Consider the following 19537-nt stretch of genomic DNA (forward strand, 5'->3'; position numbering starts at 1 on the left):
GCCGCTCAGTCGGCGGCGACGGCGGGAACGGGGACCTCGACGGTCTCGCCCTTCCCGCGTTCCTCCACCGAAGGCCACCGCTCGCGGAGTTCCGCGATGGCGGCCTCGAAGTCTTCGAGTGTGTCGAACGCCCGGTACACGGACGCGAAGCGCAGGTACGCGACGAGGTCGAGTTCCTGCAGGGGGCCGAGGATGGCCAGGCCCACGTCATGAGTGGTCAGCTCGGCGCTGCCGGTGGCGCGCACCGCCTCCTCGACCCGCTGGCCGAGCTTGGCGAGGGCGTCCTCGGTGACCGGCCGGCCCTGGCACGCCTTGCGCACGCCGGAGATGACCTTGGTGCGGCTGAAGGGTTCGGTCACACCGCTGCGCTTCACCACCATCAGCGAACAGGTCTCCACCGTCGTGAAACGGCGGGAACAGTCGGGGCACTGGCGGCGACGTCGGATCGACGTGCCGTCGTCGGTGGTGCGACTGTCGACGACCCGGCTGTCGGGGTGCCTGCAGAAGGGGCAGTGCATGGCTCCCAACCCTCCTTCACAGCACGACTGAATAGCCTCTCCAGGGCCCGACGGGGCCCTGCGAAGCTGTCACAAGCATAGGCGATGGCCACACCCTCGGCGGACCGGGGACCACAACTTCTGGGCGGCTGGAACAATCCAACCACTAGATCTTGGGTTTGGCCGCGCATTCGGCCCTACCGCGTGTCGCGCATTACGAGCGACCGGCAGGCAGCGTACGGCCGCCCACGAGGTTACGGGAACCGCGCGGCCGCCAGGATCGCGGGGCTCTCCTTGTCGGACCCGGACAACACCCTGGCGACCACCCCGCATGGCGGCGCCGCCCCGTCGGCCGCTACCGTGAAAGCCCGGATCGCGGGTCGGCCCGCAGCCGGTTTCCCGGCCACTCGGTCATCGCACATACACCCGGCAGAGAACACACGGCAGACTTTTATTCGTTTTTCACTCGAACGTGTGTTTGGCGCAACCTTTCGAAAGCTACTACCGTTGTCCAGCTAGGGAGACCATTCGAGAGGGGCCGACGTGACCACCACCGCAGACAGTGCCACCATCACTGCCCAGGACCGCTCCCAGAGCCGATTCGAGCCGGTGCATGCCATGAATGACTCAGTCACGAACATGGAGGGGCCAGAGCCCGCGCGCCCAGCGCGCTCGTTGCCCGGCCGACCTCCTGGAATCCGGGCGGACAGCTCGGGGCTCACGGACCGGCAGCGGCGAGTGATCGAGGTGATCCGGGATTCCGTGCAGCGGCGTGGATACCCGCCCTCGATGCGGGAGATCGGTCAGGCGGTGGGCCTGTCCAGCACGTCCTCCGTCGCCCATCAGCTGATGGCCCTGGAGCGGAAGGGCTTCCTGCGCCGCGACCCCCACCGCCCTCGGGCGTACGAGGTCCGCGGTTCGGACCAGCCCAGCTCGCAGCCCACCGATACGACCGGCAAGCCCGCGGCGTCGTACGTGCCGCTGGTCGGCCGGATCGCCGCCGGTGGCCCGATCCTCGCCGAGGAGTCCGTCGAGGACGTCTTCCCTCTCCCTCGCCAGCTGGTCGGTGACGGCGAGCTGTTCGTGCTCAAGGTCGTCGGTGACTCGATGATCGAGGCGGCCATCTGCGACGGCGACTGGGTCACCGTACGCCGACAGCCCGTCGCGGAGAACGGTGACATCGTGGCGGCCATGCTGGATGGCGAGGCCACCGTCAAGCGCTTCAAGCGGGAGGACGGCCATGTCTGGCTGCTCCCGCACAACTCCGCGTACCAGCCGATCCCTGGCGACGAGGCGACGATCCTCGGCAAGGTGGTGGCGGTACTGCGGCGGGTGTGAAGCCCGCCGCTTCCGACCGGGCCCCGGGATCCACTGCGCCGATCCCGGGGTCCTGCCATACCGTCGGCCGCCCGGGGCCGACTATTTGCCGTCCGCCTTGGCCGCCGCATCGATCGCCGCGAGTGAGCGGCGCGCCTGATTGCGGTCGGTGGTGTACCAGAAGTCGGGCAGCGAGGCGCGCAGATAGCTGCCGTACCGGGCGTTGGCCAGGCGCGGATCGAGCACGGCCACCACGCCCTTGTCGCCCATGGCCCGGACGAGTCGGCCGGCGCCCTGGGCCATCAGCAGCGCGGCATGCGTCGCCGCGACGGCCATGAAGCCATTGCCGCCCGCCTCCTCGACCGCTTTCTGGCGCGCGCTCATCAGCGGATCGTCGGGACGTGGGAACGGGATCCGGTCCATGACCACCAGCTGGCAGCTGGCCCCCGGCACATCGACTCCCTGCCAGAGCGACAGCGTGCCGAAGAGGCAGGTCTCGGGGTCGGCGGCGAAATTCTTGATCAGCTCGCCCAGCGTCTCCTCGCCCTGCAGCAGGATCGGCTTGTCCAGCCGGCCCCGCAGCTCCTCCGCGGCCGCCTGGGCCGCGCGCATGGAGGAGAACAGCCCGAGCGTGCGCCCGCCCGCCGCCTCCACCAGCTCGGCGAGCTCGTCCAGCATGTCGGTGCGGGAACTGTCCCGCCCCGGCGTGGCCAGATGCCTGGCCACGTACAGGATGCCCTGCTTCGGGTAGTCGAACGGCGAGCCGACGTCGAGGCCCTTCCACTGCGGCATGTCGTCACCCGCGGTGCCCTCGGGAGCCAGGCCGAGCGAGGCCCCCACCCCGTTGAAATCCCCGCCGAGCTTGAGCGTGGCCGAGGTCAGGACGACGGACCGCTCGGTGAACAGCTTCTCGCGCAGCAGCCCCGAGACGGAGAGCGGTGCGACCCGCAGGGAGGCGCCGAAACGGTCATGGCGCTCGTACCAGACGACGTCGTACTCGGAGCCCTGGGTGATCCGCTCGGCCACGCCGTGGATCGTCTCCACCGATGCCAGGGCCTGCTTGCGGACGGCGTCCTCGTCCTGGACGGACTTGTCGCGCGTGGCACCCAGGGCCGAGATCACGGTGCGCGCGGCGTCGCGCAGCGCCAGCAGTGCGTAGCCGAGGTCCTCGGGGACCTCTTCCAGGCGGCCGGGAAGCGCCAGCTCCATCACCCGCTCGAACCCTTCCGACGCGGTCTGCAGCGCGTCGGCGGCCTTCTCGTTGACCAGCTTCGCCGCGCGGCGCACCGCGCGGTTGACCTGGCCGGGGGTGAGCTCACCGGTGGCCACCCCGGTGACCCGGGAGACCAGCTCATGGGCCTCGTCGACGATCAGCACCTCGTGCTGCGGGAGCACCGGGGCGCCCTCGATGGCGTCGATGGCGAGGAGGGCGTGGTTGGTGACGACGACATCGGCGAGCTTGGCCCGCTCACGCGCCTGCTCGGCGAAGCACTCCGCGCCGTACGCGCACTTGCTGGCACCCAGGCACTCGCGGGAGGAGACGGAGACCTGGGCCCAGGCGCGGTCGGAGACCCCGGGGGTGAGGTCGTCGCGATCGCCGGACTCGGTCTCGTCGGACCAGTCCCGCAGCCGGATCAGATCCTGGCCGAGCTTGCTCGACGGGGCCGCCGCCTCGAACTGGTCGAAGAGCCCCTCCTCCTCTTCCTGCGGCACTCCTTCGTGGAGCCGGTGCAGACAGAGGTAGTTCGACCGGCCCTTGAGCATGGCGAACTGGGGGCGTCGGCGCAGCAGCGGATGCAGGGCGTCGACCGTGCGCGGAAGGTCGCGCTCCACGAGCTGGCGCTGGAGCGCCAGCGTCGCCGTGGCCACCACCACCCGCTCCCCATGGGCCAGCGCGGGCACCAGATAACCGAGCGACTTGCCGGTGCCGGTGCCGGCCTGGACGAGCAGATGGGAATTGTCGTCGACGGCCTCGGCGACGGCCCCGGCCATGGCGGCCTGGCCTGGTCGTTCCGTACCGCCGACGGCGGTCACGGCGGCGTGCAGGAGCTCGGGGAGGGATGGCTTCGTCATAGCCCGACCAGCCTACGGGGCCGCACTGACAACAGCGGTCACTCCCGGACTCCGGCGGAGGGGTGGAGCGGATTGGGAACGGTCCCGTGGATAGCCGCGTGCGGGCGCTTGGGGCGGTCCCGGTACCCGTCGACGTGCAGGCGGTTGCGGTTGAGACAGAGGCGTTCGATGCGAGGCGTCAGCAGGTCGAACATCTCGAACCGCTCCTTGAGCTCGGGAAAGCGGGCGTGGTGACGCAGGATCTCGGCGCGGACGAGTGACCAGAAATCGTCCTCCGGAACCCCCAGCTGCTCCTCGCAGAGCGGGGAGAGGAAGCGGAACACCCCGATGAACAGTCCGGCGTGGATGAACTGGGTGAGGAAGGAGGGTTCCTCGGTGAGCAGGACACGGCGTACGTCCTCGGGCATCGACTCGTGCTCCGGCAGCGGACGGGCGCTGACGTTCACGTCGTCGACGAAGTCCTTGATCGCGAGGCGCACCGGCACGTCCTGGTCGTCGAAGACCACGATGGCGTTCTCGCCGTGCGGGGAGAACACCGTGCCGTACCGGTAGAGGAAGTGCAGCAGCGGCGGCAGCAGGGCGGCGAAGAGCCGGGTCAGCCAGGCGGTGGGCGTCAGCCCTGAGCGGGCGACGAGCTCGGCGGTGAAGGCGCGTCCCCGCGGATCGGTGTGGAGCAGCGAGGCGAGGGTCCGGGCCCGCTCGCCGGGCGCGAGCCGGGGCTGGAGGGGTTCGCGCCAGATCGCGCCGAGGATCTCCTTGAACTGGTACGGGGCCTCGGGAAGGTGGTCGTAGAGCGGGTGCTCGACCGCCACCGAGGCCACCTCGCCGAGCAGGATCACCCCGCAGGTGTCACGCAGAAAGGCGTCCTGGTCGCGCAGGCCGTGGACCCAGTCGGTGACGGCGGGGGCCGCGAGGGTGCGTTCGGTCGGCAGCCCCCGCCAGACGAGGGTGTTGAGGATCGACAGGGGCAGCTTGACGGTGTGCCGGTCGGGGCGGGCCACGTTGCTGAAGGTGCGGATGGACTGCTGCGGCAGCCTGAGGTCCGCGTCGGCGTGCAGCGGCACGATGTCACCGGCGGCGATGGCGGGGGCGAAGACCGGCACGATCCATTCGTCCCACTGCCAGGGGTGTACGGGAAGGCAGAGGTAACCGGCGGGGTCGAGGCCGCGGGCGCGGAGCACGGCGGCGAAGGAGTCGCGGACCGACGGGTCGAGCTCCTGTGCGTACAGCTGCTCCGGCACGGCCAGGCGGGCCACTCCGCGGTAGCCGGCGATCCTCGTGGAGACCGCGATCCATGGCAGCGTGAGGGGCTTGCGGGCCTCGGGGGTGTAGCGCGAGGCGTCGGCGGCGGAGAAACCGAGGCGGCCCTTGTTGGCGACGAGCCAGGGGTGGCCGGTCTGGTGGCCTTCCAGCTCGGCGTAGTCGAGCTCGGCCAGCCGGGCGGCGGGGAGCGCGGTGTGGTCGAGCCGGGCGTCGGCGGCGAGGGTAGTGGTGATCTCGCGGATGAGGTGCCCGAGGGTGGCGCCGTCGATGTCCAGGAGCCGGCGGGCGCGTACGAGGAACCGGAGGGGATCACGGAAGGGGACGCCCCCGGTGTTCCGGCCGCCCGGCCGCTCGCCGCCGGACCCCGCCCCGGCCGCTGTTCCGGGGGTGCTCCCGGGCGTCTCCAGAATCGAGTCCGGGGCGATGTGCCAGCTCCCGTACACGCCCCGCCGGGCGCTGAAGCCGAGGGTTCCGCCGTCGTCGAGGCCGAGGGTGTACCTGTCGCCTCCACCGGCCTGCCGGGCCGGCTCGACGACTTCCTCGTAGGCGAACTGGGCGAGCATCTTCGCGAGCAGTCGGGCGGCGGCCCGGTCCCAGACCTCCCGGTTCAGTTCCGGTGAGCTGAGCAGCTCGGCGGGGATCGCTGAATCATGGCTCTCGGGATATTTCGGCACGGGGACTCCTCGCGATGGAACCGATGGGGTTCGAGCGGTGTGAGGTGGGTGGCAGTTCGTTCACAGCTGGGCACGATGGGTTCGGTCGCGGACCATCAGGGCGGCTCGTTTGTCGGGGAGTTCGAGCTCCGCGGAGAAACGGAAGCCGGCACTCAGGAAGGCGGAGACGGATGGGGTGTTACGGAGGTCGGGTTCCGCGACCACACGCGCGCACCGGGGGCGGTGATCGAGCACGAGGTCGGCAACGGCCCGCAGCAGAGTGGTGCCGAGGCCGTGCCCGCGGTTGTTCACACCGCCGATGAGCAGGTGGATTCCGGTGTCGTGCGGACGGGCCGGGTAGTGGCGTGCCAGCGGGTCGAGATCCGCGCGGTAGATCTCCCAGTAGCTCATGGGGACGCCCTCCAGCACGCCGAGGCAGGGGACGCTGCGTCCGTCACCGTCGAGTTGAGGGCGCAGATGGGCGGCGGTGACGGCCTCGGGTCCGGCGAGTTCCCAGAAGGCCGCGACCGCGGGGTCGTTCATCCAGCGGCTCAGTACGGCGAGGTCGCGTTCCAGTCGCACGGGCACGAGCTGGAGGACACCGGCCGGGGTGGTGACCGGTCGCCAGTCGGCCGGGCGGTCGAGCAGGTCGGAGGAGGCGGCCCTGCTCACGGCCGGCGGCGCACCCGCCGCCCGGCCCGTGTCGCCCTCGGCGGCCGGGGGGTCCTCCGCGAACAGGGCGAGGAGCTCCTCGGGGAGCTCCAGGTCCAGGGTGTCCTCGGCACCGGTGTCGGCCGGTGGGACAGGGCCGGTACCGGCGTCGGTCTGCGCATCGGCGCTAGCCACGGTGTCGCGCTCCTCTCGGCGGTTCAGGGGTTGGTCATGTTCCCTCAGGCACACAGGGGGTTGGCAATGGTGACGTAGACGGACTGGGTGTCGACGGGGCCGACGAGCTCGTCCAGGCCGTGCATGCGGGTCAGCAGGTTGGCCTTGCACCGCAGATGGGGCTTTTCCAGCAGGTGGGCGGAGAGCGGGGAACCCAGGGCGGCGGCCGAGCCGAGGAATCGGCGGAAGGCCGCGACGAGTACGCGTTCGTCGGCGAGGTGCTGGGCGCCGAACGCGCCGATCAGGCCGAACACATTGTTGATGCCGAGGTAGTAGGCGAAGCGTTCGTCGGTGACCGCGTCGGAGACGAAGGTGTCGCTGACCGATCCGATGCCGGGGAGCCGGTCCTCCAGCGCCGTGCGGTGGGACTCGCGGAAGTAGTAGCCCTGGTTGTCGCGGTACCGGCCGCCGACCGGCCAGCCCTCGGGGCCGAGCAGCACCAGGGTGTTCTGCTGGTGCGCTTCGAGCGCCACGCCGGCGTGGCCGTCGAGCCAGAGCACGGGGCGCACGACGCGGTCCAGGTAGCGCAGGAACCACTCGGCGGCGACCGCGCCCACGGTCCTTCCGGTGACGGCGGCCAGCGCGTGAACGATCTCGGTGAGGCGCGAGTGCATGCCGGCCCGGCCCGGCCAAGGACGCGGGGCGGTCAGGGCCGCGATGCAGACCGCGTCGTCGTACGGCCCGAAGGGGTTGTGACGGAGCATCACATCGAGGCCCCGCACGGGCTCGCCGCCGAGACCGTCGACGGCGAGCCAGGCCGGGTCGCGGACGATGTCGAAGCCCGGGTGGGCGGCGTGCCACCGCGTGGCGAGCCCGGTGCGGAGCAGCCGGTGGACCTCGACGCCGCGGTGGAGTTCCTTGCGGAGGTTCTCCCGGCGGGAGTTGGTGATGCGTACGCCGAGGGAGAGCTTGAGCATAACCTCGGCGCCGGGCCGGTGCACGGTGCGGACCGAGGAGGTGGGGTGCCAGCGGCCGCCGTGCGGTCCCAGGTCGTGGAGGAGTCCGGCGTCGAGCAGGGCGGCCACCTCGGGGCGGTGTACGAGCTCGCGGGCCTGCCAGGGGTGGAGCGGGACCGGCACGGTGTCGCCGGGGAGCCGCAGGCCCTCGGCGTAGGAGGTGAGCAGCTCGGTGGCCGGTACGGGACGGCCTCCGTCGGTCCAGGCGGAGTCGGTGGCCAGCACGGACCGGTCGACGGCCATCCAGTGCAGCGGGAAGGAGCCGTGCGACTCGGGTGAGTAGAGACGGGACTCGGCGTCGGAGAGCCCCTCGCGGCTCTTGGGGGTGGGGTGCAGCGGGTGTCCGAGCAGCAGCGACTGCTCCGCGGTGAGGAAGAGGTCCGCCTCGGCCGGGGCGTGGGGGGCGCGGCGCCGTTCGGCGATGAAGCCGGCGGTGCGCCGTACCGAGTCGGCCACCCGGGCCACCAGGTCGGCGCCCTCGTCGCGGTCGGCCTCGCGGCCCAGGAGAGCGGCGACCGTGACGGCGTCGGCGGGCGGTGCTCCTTCGGGTGCCCCCTCCAGGACGGGTGGGCCGAAGCGGTGGCAGCCCGTGGCCGACCAGTAGAGGACGGGGACGAGCAGGGCCGTTCCGCTGGCGGGGAGCGGGATCCGCAGCGTACGGCCGTCCGGGCCGGGCCGGCCGGTCTCCCGGACCCAGCAGCGGAGCAGATTCTCCGCGCCCGCGGTGTCGGCGGCCCGCAGCGGGTCCGGGTGGTCGAGCGGGTCGGCCGAGGGCCTGCCGGTGGCCGCGGGGTCCGGGGTGCACCGCTCGTCGGGCGGTGCCGTCATCTGGCGCGGCACCGTGGACTGTTCGACGACGAGGGGGCCGGCGAGCTGCGGGGTGGGGGGAGAGCCGTCGGCCTGGGGCGCGGGGGTGGGGTTCACGGCGGTCCTTCTTGTGAGGGTGTCCGGGGTCAGCGGACCGACCCGGTCGTGGTCCGGCGGAGCGGCAGCCGCTCGGCGGCTGCCAGGGCGTCGGCGAGGCGGTCCACGACCGCTGTTGCCTGTTCGTCGGTGAGGGTGAGGGGAGGCAGGAGGCGTACGACGGTGGAGTGGCGTCCGCCGAGTTCGACGATGAGCCCGCGGCGCAGGCACTCCTGCTGGACGGCGGCGGCGAGGGCGGGCGCGGGCGGGGGCTCCGGGCCGTCACCGGGAGCGGTGGCCTCCGGGTCGACCAGCTCGACCCCGATCATCAGGCCGCGTCCGCGTACGTCGCCGATGACGGGGTGGTCGGTGGCCAGTGCCTGGAGGCGGGCGAGCATGCGGGCGCCGAGGATCGCGGCGCGTTCGGCGAGGCGGTTCTCCCGCACGTAGGCCAGGGTGGCCGTGCCCGCCGCCATCGCGAGCTGGTTGCCCCGGAAGGTGCCGGCGTGGGCGCCCGGCTGCCAGGTGTCGAGTTCGGAGCGGTAGACGATCACGGCGAGCGGGAGGGAGCCGCCGATCGCCTTGGAGAGCACCATCACATCGGGCACGATCCCGCTGTGCTCGACCGCCCAGAAGGCGCCGGTGCGGCCGACGCCCGTCTGGACCTCGTCGGCGATCAGCGGGACGGAGCGGGCCTCGGTGATCTCGCGCATCCGGCGCATCCAGCCGTCGGGGGCGGGATTCACACCGCCCTCCCCCTGCACCGGTTCGAGGATCATCCCGGCCGGTGCCGGTGTGCCCGCCTTGGGGTCGTCCAGGAGGCTCTCGGTCCACCGGGCGGCGAGCTCCGCGCCGCGCTCGCCGCCGACGCCGAAGGGGCAGCGGTAGTCGCGCGGGAAGGGCAGCCGGGTCACGCGTACGTCCTCGGCACCGCCCGATGCGGCGAGGGCACCCGCGGTCATCCCGTGGTAGGCGCCGGTGAAGGCGAGCAGGCCGCTGCGGCCGGTCGCGCCGCGGACCAGCTTGAACGCCGCCTCGACCGCGTCCGTGCCCGCCGGTCCGCAGAACTGGATCCGGGCGTTGTCGGCGAACCGCGGCGGCAGGGTGGCGAACAGCTCCGTGGTGAAGGCGTCCTTGACCGGGGTGGCGAGGTCGAGCACATGGAGCGGCGCACCCGAGTCGATGACCTTCTTGATCGCCTCCAGGACGACCGGGTGGTTGTGGCCGAGCGCCAGGGTGCCGGCTCCGGAGAGGCAGTCGAGATACCGCCGCCCGTCCGCGCCTTCGATGGTCAGTCCACGGGCCCGCACCGGCACGATCGGCAGTGACCGCGCATAGGTACGGGCGGCGGATTCGCGCAGGGACTGGCGGCGCAGGATCCCCTCGTGCACCGTCGGTGCTGCCACCGGGGCTGGTTCGGTCACGGCCACGGCTTTCGGTCCTCCCGGTGTAACGGTTGCATTGCACATCAGTACGTCGGTGCGCGGACGGAGTTCGGGGATGAACGCTTTCCCCGGGTCCCTCGCACGTACCAACGACGCCGGGGGCGGGGGATCACGGGTAAATCCGAAGATCCTTGCGGAGGCGGAACCGCGGCCCTGCCGCTCGCCGTCCCCAACGGCACCGGCATAGTGGGGGGCCGCACAGGATCCCGGACAACTGTCCGGTAGTCCGCAGGGCGTTCGGAGCGGATGGCTCGGAGCGGTACCGCAGTGCAGTACAGAAGTGTTGAGTTACGAAGTCCCAGGGGGATCACCACATGCGACTCATTCGACCGGTTCTCGCCGCACGCCGGGGGAGGGCGGGACGCCGGCCCTCGTCGGTGCTCGCCGTGGCCGCGGTCACGGCGGTCCTCGCGCTGACCGCCACGGCCTGCGGGCCGGAGGAGGACAACGCGAGTGACAAGCCGAGCGTCCCCGCCGGCCAGTCCTCGGACGGCAAGATCAAGATCCCTGACGATCTGAAGAACCGGCTCAAGGAACACGGGATCGACCTCGACCAGTGGAAGAACGGCGAGTGGAAGAACTGGGACAGGGACAAGTGGCTGCGTGAGGCCAAGGACTTCGTCAACCCGATCATCGAGGACCTCTGGGACCCGGACCGGATGCGGGATGCGGACAAGTCGCCCGAGAAGCCGGTCGAGAACGACATCTCGGGTGACGAGGGCGTGACGGACCCGACGCCCGCACCCGTCCGGGCCGCAGGCGTCCGGACCCCGTACCACGCCAGTGCCGCCGAGTCCGGGAAGCTGCTCTTCGACAGCCCCGAGGGCTCCATGGTCTGTTCCGCGACCGTGGTGAAGGACCCGGCACACCCCGGGAAGTCCAACCTGGTGTGGACCGCCGGGCACTGTGTGCACGCGGGCAAGAAGGGCGGCTGGTACCGCAACATCGCCTTCGTGCCCTCGTACAACAACCAGGGCCTTTCCCTCGCCGAGCTGAAGAAGGCGACCAAGCAGGAGATCGCCCCCTACGGCGTGTGGTGGGGCACCTGGGCGCAGACGTCCGACCAGTGGATCTCGCAGGGGTCCTCGACGGGCGGACTGGGCGCGCCGTACGACTTCGCGGTGCTGCACGTGACGCCGGAGAAGGGTTCGACGGGCAAGTCCCTGGAGGAGACGGTCGGTTCCGCGCTGCCCGTCGAGTTCAACGCCCCGGCCGTACCGAAGATCGACAGCATGACGGCGACCGGCTTCCCGGCCGCTCCGCCGTACGACGGCCAGAAGGCCTTCCAGTGCGCGGACAGGCCGGGCCGGCTCTCGCTGACGGCGCAGGACCCGACGATGTACCGGATCGGCTGCAGCATGACCGGTGGTTCCTCCGGCGGTGGCTGGGTCGCGAAGGGACAGGACGGCAAGCCCGCACTCGTCTCCAACACCTCCATCGGGCCGGTGACCGCCGGCTGGCTGGCCGGGCCGCGGTTCGGCAAGGAGGCCAAGGGCGTCTACGACTCGGTCAGCAAGAAGTACGCGGGAGAGTGACGACGGACCGTCACCCGGCCCGTTTCCGGTGACGGACGACGGCTCCGACGGCGGAGCATCAGGGGCCCCCGGCGCGGCAGTTGAGCGCCGGGGGCCCCTCTTCGTGGCGCCACGCCGTCGCGGCGGGGAGCACGCTCCGGACCGTCGTAGGGTGGGGCCCTGCGTCTTCGGCGGCCGCTGGTCCGGCCGCCGATGCGCATGACACGTTCATGGCAATTTCGGAAGTTTCAGGGGGAACCCTTCCCATGCGATCCATACGTCCACTGCTCGCCGCGACCGGACTCGTCGCCGCGCTCGCGCTGACGGCCACGGCCTGCGGCCCGAGCGAGGACACCGCGAGCGACAAGCCCGCCGCCGATTCGGCGGGTGGCCGGGGCGCCGGCGGCTCCCTGCCCGACGGTCTGGCCGAGACGCTGAAGAAGCACGGCGTCAACCCGGAGAAGTGGAAGAACGGCGAGTGGAAGAACTGGGACAAGGACAAGTGGCTGCGTGAGGCCAAGGACTTCGTCAACCCGGTCATCGAAGGGCTGTGGAAGCCCGACCGGATGAAGTCGGCCAAGGACCCGGCGAAGACCATGGCGGCCGGTGACGTCTCCGGCGGCCAGGGCGTCACCGACCCGGAGCCCGCTCCGGTGCGGGCCGAGCCCGAGAAGACGCCGTACCACAACTACGCGGCCCCGGTCGGCAAGGTGTTCTTCGACTCCCCCGAGGGCTCGATGGTCTGCTCGGGCACGGTCGTCAAGGACCCGCGGAACCCGGGCCGGTCCAACCTGGTGTGGACCGCCGGACACTGTGTGCACGCCGGTTCGAAGGGCGGCTGGTACCGCAACATCGTCTTCGTGCCCGCGTACAACGACAAGGGCAAGTCCGCCGCCGCCCTGGAGAACGCGCAGCCCCAGGAGGTCGCCCCGTACGGCGCGTACTGGGCGGACTGGGCGACGACGTCCGGGGAATGGCTGGCCGACGGCGGCCCCACCGGGGGCGAGGGCGCTCCCTACGACTACGCGGTGCTGCATGTGAAGCCGGAGAAGGGCACCAAGTCGCTGGAGGAGACCGTGGGCAACGCCCTGGCGGTCGACTTCGACGCTCCCGAGGTCTCGCAGATCGGCGCCATGGGCGCCTGGGGATACCCCGCCGCTCCCCCGTACGACGGCCTGATCATGCACAAGTGCGTCGACCGCCCCGGGCGGCTCTCCATCAGCCCGAGCACTCCGGCGATGTACCGCATCGGCTGCACCATGACGGGTGGGTCGTCCGGCGGTGGCTGGTTCAGGAAGGGCAGTGACGGCAAGTCCGTACTGGTCTCCAACACCTCGATCGGGCCGGTGACCTCGGGCTGGCTCGCCGGTCCCCACCTGGGTCCTGGCGCGAAGGACGTCTTCACCACAATGAGCGAGAAGTTCGCCGGCCACTGACGTCGGCCGGCACCCCGATGAAGGCCCGAAGGCCCGCCCCCGGTCGGGGACGGGCCTTCGGGCCTTGCTGAGCCGTGTCGTGCCGCGGTCAGTGCACCACGGGGACGAACGAGGAGAGCTCGGCAGCCAGCTCCTCGTGCACCCGCGCCTTGAGCCGGGTGCCCTCCGACGTGTGCTCCTCGGAGATCACCTCGCCCTCGGCATGCACCCGGGAGACGAGTCCGCCCTGGATGTACGGCACGAGCGCGTCGATCTCGACCGACGGCCGCGGCAGCTCGGTGTCGATGAGCGCGAGCAGCTCGTCGATACCGGCACCGGTGCGCGCCGAGACGGCGATCGCGTGCTTCTCGATGCGCAGCAGTCGCTGGAGCACCAGCGGATCGGCCGCGTCGGCCTTGTTGATCACCACGATCTCGGGCACGTCCACCGCACCGACTTCGCGGATCACCTCGCGCACCGCGGCCAGCTGCTCCTCCGGCGCCGGGTGGGAGCCGTCCACCACGTGCAGGATCAGGTCGGACTCGCCGACCTCCTCCATGGTGGAGCGGAACGCCTCGACGAGGTGGTGCGGCAGATGCCGTACGAACCCGACGGTGTCGGCCAGGGTGTAGAGCCGGCCGCCCGGCGTCTCGGCCCGGCGTACGGTCGGGTCCAGGGTGGCGAACAGGGCGTTCTCCACCAGGACGCCCGCACCGGTGAGCCGGTTGAGCAGCGAGGACTTGCCCGCGTTGGTGTAGCCGGCGATGGCGACCGACGGCACCTTGTTGCGCTTGCGCTCCTGGCGCTTGATCTCGCGGCCCGTCTTCATCTCCGCGATCTCCCGGCGCATCTTCGCCATCTTCTCGCGGATCCGGCGCCGGTCCGTCTCGATCTTGGTCTCACCGGGGCCGCGGGTGGCCATGCCGCCACCGCCGCTGGAACCGCCGCCGCCCATCTGACGGGAGAGCGACTGACCCCAGCCGCGCAGTCGCGGCAGCATGTACTGCATCTGTGCCAGCGAGACCTGTGCCTTGCCCTCTCGGGACTTGGCGTGCTGGGCGAAGATGTCGAGGATCAGGGCGGTCCGGTCGACCACCTTGACCTTGACGACGTCTTCCAGGTGAATCAGCTGGCCGGGGCTGAGCTCACCGTCGCAGACGACGGTGTCGGCCCCGGATTCGAGGACGATGTCGCGCAGCTCCAGTGCCTTGCCCGAACCGATGTAGGTGGCCGGGTCGGGCTTGTCGCGGCGCTGGAAGACGGCGTCGAGCACCTGCGCGCCCGCCGTCTCCGCCAGTGCGGCCAGCTCCGCGAGGGAGTTCTCCGCGTCACGCACGGTCCCCGACGTCCAGACACCGACCAGCACCACACGCTCCAGGCGCAGCTGTCGGTACTCGACCTCGGTGACATCTTCGAGCTCGGTGGAGAGTCCGGCCACACGCCGCAGGGCGGCACGCTCGGAGCGGTCGAACTGCTCGCCGTCCCGCTCTCCGTCGATCTCGTGGCTCCAGGCGACGTCCTCTTCCATCAGGGCGTCGGCCCGAAGGCTCTCGGTGAGGCTTTCGGTGACATTCTCCGTAGCACTCTGCGCGTCCTGCGCGTCCTGGGGAAGGGAAGAAGAGGAGGTCATTGGATCCTTACGTCGATGGAAGTCCGTTACGTCAGTCACAACGCGTGACCCCTTCCGATGATTCCCGCTGTCGTGAATCCCCGGTCCGGCCGCCGCGGCGACCCGTCGATAGTGGCACGGCCGTACCTCGCCAGTCACCCCGGTTTATCGCTGTGCCGCAGGCGCCGCGCTGTGCCAGTCCGGGTGCCCCGGCATGGGCGGGGTCTTCTCCCCGTAGAGCCAGCCGTCGAGGAACGAGCTCAGGTCGCGGCCCGCGGTCCGGGAGGCCAGCCGGACAAAGTCCTCGGTGGTGGCATTGGAGTCCCGGTGCTTGCGCACCCAGCTCCGCTCCAGCCGGTCGAACGCGCTGGCGCCGATCTCCTGGCGCAGCGCGTAGAGGATCAGCGCGCTGCCGTCGTACACCACCGGCCGGAACAGGCTGATCTTCTGTCCGGGTTCCGGGGCGTCGGGGCGGGCCGGCGGGCCGCCGGCCGCGCGCCAGCCATCGGATTTGGTGTATGCCTCGCGCATCCGGCGCTCCAGCTGCTTGCCGGCGTGCTCCTCGGCGTAGCGGGCCTCGTACCAGGTGGCATGTCCTTCGTTGAGCCACAGGTCGGACCAGCTCTGCGGCGAGACGCTGTCGCCGAACCACTGGTGGGCGAGCTCGTGCACCATGATCGAGTCGAGGTACCACTCGGGATAGCCGGTTCCGGTGAACAGGGACCGTTCGAAGAGCGAGAGCGTCTGGGTCTCCAGCTCGAAGCCGGTGTCGTTGGCGGCGACGAGCAGTCCGTACGTCTCGAAGGGGTAGCGGCCGACCTGTCGTTCCATCCATTCCAGCTGGGCGGGGGTCCTGCTGAGCCGGGGTTCGAGGCGCTCGCGGTCGGCGGTGGGCACCACGTCGCGTACCGGCAGCCCGTGCGGGCCGGTCCGGTGCAGGACGGTGGAGCGCCCGATGGAGACCTGGGCCAGTTCGGTGGCCATGGGGTGTTCGGTCCGGTAGGTCCAGGTGGTGTCGGCGCCGTGCCGGGCCGTGCCGGCGGACAGTCCGTTGGCCACCACGGTGAGGTCCTTGGGCGCCGTGACCCGGAAGGTGAAGTACGCCTTGTCGGCGGGGTGGTCGTTGCTGGGGAAGACCCGGTGCGCGGCGTCGGCCTGATTGGCCATCGCCAGACCGTCGGCGGTGCGCAGCCAGCCGCCGCTGTCCTGGTCGCCGTTGGGGTCGCTGGTGTGATGGACGGTGATGCGCAGCGGCACCCCGGCGGGGAGCCGGCCCAGTGGCTCGATGACCAGGTCCTCGTCCGTGACGGCGAAGTCGGCGCGCAGACCGTTGACTTCGACGCTGCGGACAGTGCCCCGGGTGAAGTCGAGGTTGATCCGGTCGAGCGGCTCGGTGGTGCGCGCGTCGATCCTGGTGACGGCGTCCAGCGGCTTGCTGTTGTCGCCGTGGTAGGTCAGTCCGATGTCGTAGGCGCGGACGTCGTACCCGGGGTTGCCGAGATGGGGGAAGAGCGGATCCCCGATGCCGAGCGGCACGGGTGAGGGGAGGGTGGCTGCGACGAGGGTGGCTGATGCGGTGACCAGCAGAGCGGCCCGCAGACGGCGGGAGATGAACGGCATGAACTACCGCTACCAGCGACTTCCCGCCGAGCAGGCGCGGCGCGCGCCGCGCCACCCGAATGAGAGCGTACGGCGGACGGCAGCTGCCCGCCGGCGTCAGACGGTGGCGGCGGGGTGCCGGGTGCGGCTCACGTCGTACACCCCGGGCACGTCACGCATCGCGCGCATCAGGGCGGGCAGTCCGGCCGCGTCGGGGAGCTGCAGGGTGTAGGTGTGCCGGACACGCTGTTCGCTGGGCGGTTCGACGGTGGCGGCGATGATCGCCGCGTCCGCCGTCGCGATCGCCTCGGTGAGGTCGGCGAGCAGCCGGGGGCGCCCGAAGGACTCGGCGACCAGCGTGACCCGGCACTCGGTGGAGTCTTCCCAGCTCACAGCGACGGGCGACCTGCCGACCGACCGCATCCGGGCGACGGCGGGACATTCCAGCCGGTGGACGGTGACGGCGCCGCCGCGCACCACGAACCCGGTGACGGCATCGGGTGGTGCGGGGGTGCAGCAGCCCGCGAGCCGTACGGTGGCGTCCGGGCGGTCCACCACGGCGGTCGCACTACCGTCCTGGGCCATGGCGGCCCCGGCGCCGCTCGGCTCCTGCTGCTGCGGTCCGGGCCTGGAGTGCCCCTGCGCCGACTGCCCGGTCCCGGTCCGGCCGCCGTGCGGGCCCGGGCTGTCCTCGGGGTGGGTGTCCAGCCAGCCGCTGATGGCGATGCGGGCGGCGGGGGTCCTGGCGTGGTCGAGCCAGTCGGGCGAGGGGCCCGAGGCGGCGTCCTCGGCGAGCAGCAGCTGCACGGTGTCGCCGTCGCTGAGTACGGTGCCGAGGGTGGCCAGCCGGCCGTTGACCCGGGCGCCGATGCAGTTGTGCGCCCGGTCCCCGTACTGCGCGTAGGCGGCGTCGATGCAGCTGGCTCCGGCGGGCAGTCCGAGCGTGCCGCCGTCGGTCCGGAAGACCGTGATCTCCCGGTCCTGGGCCAGGTCGGCGCGGAGCGTGGTCCAGAAGGTGTCGGGGTCCGGGGCGGACTGCTGCCATTCGAGGAGACGGGAGAGCCAGCCGGGCCGGGTGGGGTCGGCGCGCTCGCCGTCCGCGGGTTCGGCCGTCTGGGGGCCGGTACCGCTGTCCGCCGCGTACGGACTGCCGAGGGCGATGACCCCGGCCTCGGCGACCTTGTGCATCCGGTGGGTACGGATGAGGACTTCGGCGACCGCCCCGTCCTCGCCCACGACGGCGGTGTGCAGCGACTGGTACAGGTTGAACTTGGGTGCGGCGATGAAGTCCTTGAACTCGGAGATCACCGGGGTGAAGCAGGTGTGCAGCTCCCCGAGCACGGCATAGCAGTCGGCGTCCTCGCCGACGAGCACCAGCAGCCGGCCGAAGTCGGTGCCGCGCAGCTCGCCGCGTTTGACGCCGACCCGGTGCACGGAGACGAAGTGGCGTGGCCTGATGAGGACTTCGGCGGGGATGCCGGCCTCCCGCAGCACCGTCGTGACGTTCTCCGCGATGGCGGCGAGCGGGTCCTGGCGGGCGGCGCCGGAGCCGTCCGGCCGTGCCGACGCGGCGGCGATCAGCGTGCGGGTCCGTTCGTACTCCTCGGGGTGGAGGATCGCGAAGACCAGGTCCTCCAGCTCGGTCTTGAGTGCCTGCACGCCGAGCCGTTCGGCCAGCGGGATCAGCACGTCACGGGTGACCCTGGCGATCCTGGCCTGTTTCTCGGGCCGCATCACGCCGAGGGTGCGCATGTTGTGCAGCCGGTCGGCGAGCTTGATCGACATGACCCGGACGTCGTTCCCGGTGGCGACCAGCATCTTGCGGAAGGTCTCCGGCTCGGCGGCCGCTCCGTAGTCGACCTTTTCGAGCTTGGTGACGCCGTCGACGAGATAGCAGACCTCGTCGCCGAACTGGTCCCGTACCTGATCGAGGGTCACATCGGTGTCCTCGACGGTGTCGTGGAGCAGCGACGCGGTGAGTGTCGTCGTCTCGGCGCCGAGCTGGGCGAGGATCAGCGTGACCGCGAGCGGGTGCGTGATGTACGGCTCGCCGCTCTTGCGCATCTGTCCGCGGTGCGAGGACTCCGCGAGCACGTAGGCCCGGCGCAGGATCGAGAGGTCCGCGTCCGGGTGGTGGGCCCGGTGGGCCTCGGCGACATGGCCGATGGCGTCGGGCAGCCGGTCGCGGGAGACGGGGCCGAGCAGCGCGACGCGGCCGAGCCGGCGCAGATCGATCCGGGGGCGGCCCCGTCTGCGGATGGGGGCATCTGGGCTGGTGGCCTCTGCACTCATGGGGCACCTCCGGCGGCATCGACCGGCGGTGGGAAGGTGCGGTCGCGCCTCCGGGCCGGTGCTTGATGCTACCGAGCCCACCACGTGGCGGAGTCCCGCTCTCGCCCAGCGTGAAACGGATCACCCATTCGAGCGAAGCTCCGGGGCCTCTCGTTTGGACCGGGCCGGGCTCGCGGGTCCGGATCCGGCCTGATCCGAGCGGAAGAACCTAGGCGTTGTCCGCTTCGAGCCAGTCGGTGTCGATCAGGCCCTCGGCCACGATCACGGCCGGTCCGGTCATCTCGATCTCGCCGTCCGGCCGCTCGGTGATCACGAGGGTGCCGCCGGGCAGATCCACCGTGTAGGTGACGGGGGTGCCGGTCTCCGAGGGGTCCGCGCCGTCCCTGCGGGCCGCTGCGACAGCCACGGCGCAGGCGCCCGTGCCGCAGGAGCGGGTCTCACCCGAGCCGCGTTCGTGGACCCGCATGGCGACATGGCGCGGTCCGCGGTCCACGACGAACTCGATGTTGACGCCCTCGGGGTAGACGGCCGCAGGGCTGTAGGGCGGCACCGCAAGCAGATCGCCGGCATGCGCCAGGTCCTCGACGAAGGCCACCGCGTGGGGGTTGCCCATGTTCACGTTGCGGGCGTCCCAGCTGCGGCCGCCGAGGCTGACCGTGACGCCCTTCCCGGGCAGGAGCGCGCGCCCCATGGAGACCGTGATCTCGCCGTCCTTGGCGATGTGCACCTTCTTCACGCCGCCCCGGGTCGCGACGGCGAGGTCGCCCTCCTCGACGTGCCCGGCGCGCTGGAGGTACCCGGCGAAGACCCGTACGCCGTTGCCGCACATCTCGGCGATCGAGCCGTCCGCGTTGCGGTAGTCCATGAACCACTCGGCCTCACCCGCCATGGCCCGCGCCTCGGGGTGCGCGGCGGACCGTACGGCGTGCAGCAGTCCGTCACCGCCGATACCGGCGCGGCGGTCGCAGAGCCGGGCCACGGCGGACGCGGGCAGGTCGATGGTGTTGTCCGGGTCGGGAACGATCACGAAGTCGTTCTCGGTGCCGTGACCCTTGAGGAAGGCGATCTGCGAGGTGCTCACAGGGCAACTGTACGAAACGGCGCCGGCAACCGGCG

13 protein-coding genes are annotated in these 19537 nt (G+C 71.3%); 3 read left to right on the forward strand and 10 right to left on the reverse strand.

What is annotated here, in order from left to right; genetic code table 11:
- Window positions 1-5 precede the first annotated feature (5 nt).
- Window positions 6-518 carry a transcriptional regulator NrdR gene (gene nrdR, locus ACWCPY_RS27800; protein ID WP_362452646.1) on the reverse strand — a complete coding sequence of 171 codons (513 nt, stop codon included), beginning with the start codon at window positions 516-518 and terminating at the stop codon, window positions 6-8.
- Between the two features lie 522 nt (window positions 519-1040).
- Between nrdR and lexA the strand changes: the two genes are divergently transcribed.
- Window positions 1041-1835 carry a transcriptional repressor LexA gene (gene lexA / locus ACWCPY_RS27805; protein ID WP_072488421.1) on the forward strand — a complete coding sequence of 265 codons (795 nt, stop codon included), beginning with the start codon at window positions 1041-1043 and terminating at the stop codon, window positions 1833-1835.
- A gap of 81 nt (window positions 1836-1916) precedes the next feature.
- Here the strand turns inward: lexA and ACWCPY_RS27810 are convergent, their stop codons facing one another.
- From ACWCPY_RS27810 to ACWCPY_RS27830, 5 genes are read right to left on the reverse strand one after another with little or no spacing between them, the layout of a single operon-like run.
- On the reverse strand, window positions 1917-3887 hold the full coding sequence (locus ACWCPY_RS27810; protein ID WP_451269428.1) for an ATP-dependent DNA helicase: 1971 nt from the start codon (window positions 3885-3887) through the stop codon (window positions 1917-1919).
- Between the two features lie 38 nt (window positions 3888-3925).
- A complete protein-coding gene (locus ACWCPY_RS27815; protein WP_451269430.1) occupies window positions 3926-5824 on the reverse strand; it encodes an IucA/IucC family protein in 1899 nt (632 codons plus the stop codon).
- Window positions 5825-5884: 60 nt separating this feature from the next.
- Window positions 5885-6649, reverse strand: coding sequence for a GNAT family N-acetyltransferase (locus tag ACWCPY_RS27820; RefSeq protein ID WP_451269432.1), 765 nt, complete (start codon window positions 6647-6649; stop codon window positions 5885-5887).
- 44 nt (window positions 6650-6693) lie between these two features.
- Window positions 6694-8568 carry an IucA/IucC family protein gene (locus tag ACWCPY_RS27825; RefSeq protein WP_451269434.1) on the reverse strand — a complete coding sequence of 625 codons (1875 nt, stop codon included), beginning with the start codon at window positions 8566-8568 and terminating at the stop codon, window positions 6694-6696.
- A gap of 29 nt (window positions 8569-8597) precedes the next feature.
- Entirely contained in the window at window positions 8598-9977 is a 1380-nt protein-coding gene (locus tag ACWCPY_RS27830) for a diaminobutyrate--2-oxoglutarate transaminase family protein (RefSeq protein ID WP_451269436.1), read from the reverse strand.
- A 329-nt stretch (window positions 9978-10306) separates the two neighbouring features.
- Here ACWCPY_RS27830 and ACWCPY_RS27835 point away from each other — a divergent pair, with 329 nt between their 5' ends.
- On the forward strand, window positions 10307-11527 hold the full coding sequence (locus ACWCPY_RS27835) for a trypsin-like serine peptidase (RefSeq protein ID WP_451269438.1): 1221 nt from the start codon (window positions 10307-10309) through the stop codon (window positions 11525-11527).
- 245 nt (window positions 11528-11772) lie between these two features.
- Entirely contained in the window at window positions 11773-12942 is a 1170-nt protein-coding gene (locus ACWCPY_RS27840) for a trypsin-like serine peptidase (RefSeq protein ID WP_451269440.1), read from the forward strand.
- Between the two features lie 88 nt (window positions 12943-13030).
- Here the strand turns inward: ACWCPY_RS27840 and hflX are convergent, their stop codons facing one another.
- The 4 genes from hflX to dapF all read right to left on the reverse strand — a co-directional run bounded on the left by hflX (window position 13031) and on the right by dapF (window position 19502).
- The gene (gene hflX, locus ACWCPY_RS27845) at window positions 13031-14551 is read right to left on the reverse strand and encodes a GTPase HflX (protein ID WP_451269442.1); all 1521 of its coding nucleotides are present in this window, start codon (window positions 14549-14551) and stop codon (window positions 13031-13033) included.
- 144 nt (window positions 14552-14695) lie between these two features.
- Complete coding sequence (locus ACWCPY_RS27850; protein ID WP_451269444.1) at window positions 14696-16150, reverse strand: M1 family metallopeptidase; 1455 nt, start codon at window positions 16148-16150, stop codon at window positions 14696-14698.
- 96 nt (window positions 16151-16246) lie between these two features.
- A complete protein-coding gene (locus ACWCPY_RS27855; protein ID WP_451269446.1) occupies window positions 16247-18421 on the reverse strand; it encodes a RelA/SpoT family protein in 2175 nt (724 codons plus the stop codon).
- A gap of 208 nt (window positions 18422-18629) precedes the next feature.
- Window positions 18630-19502: a diaminopimelate epimerase gene (gene dapF / locus ACWCPY_RS27860; protein WP_451269448.1), complete on the reverse strand. Its 873-nt coding sequence runs from the start codon at window positions 19500-19502 to the stop codon at window positions 18630-18632.
- Between the last annotated feature and the right edge of the window lie 35 nt (window positions 19503-19537).

The sequence above is a fragment of the Streptomyces sp. NPDC002403 genome (assembly GCF_053593015.1).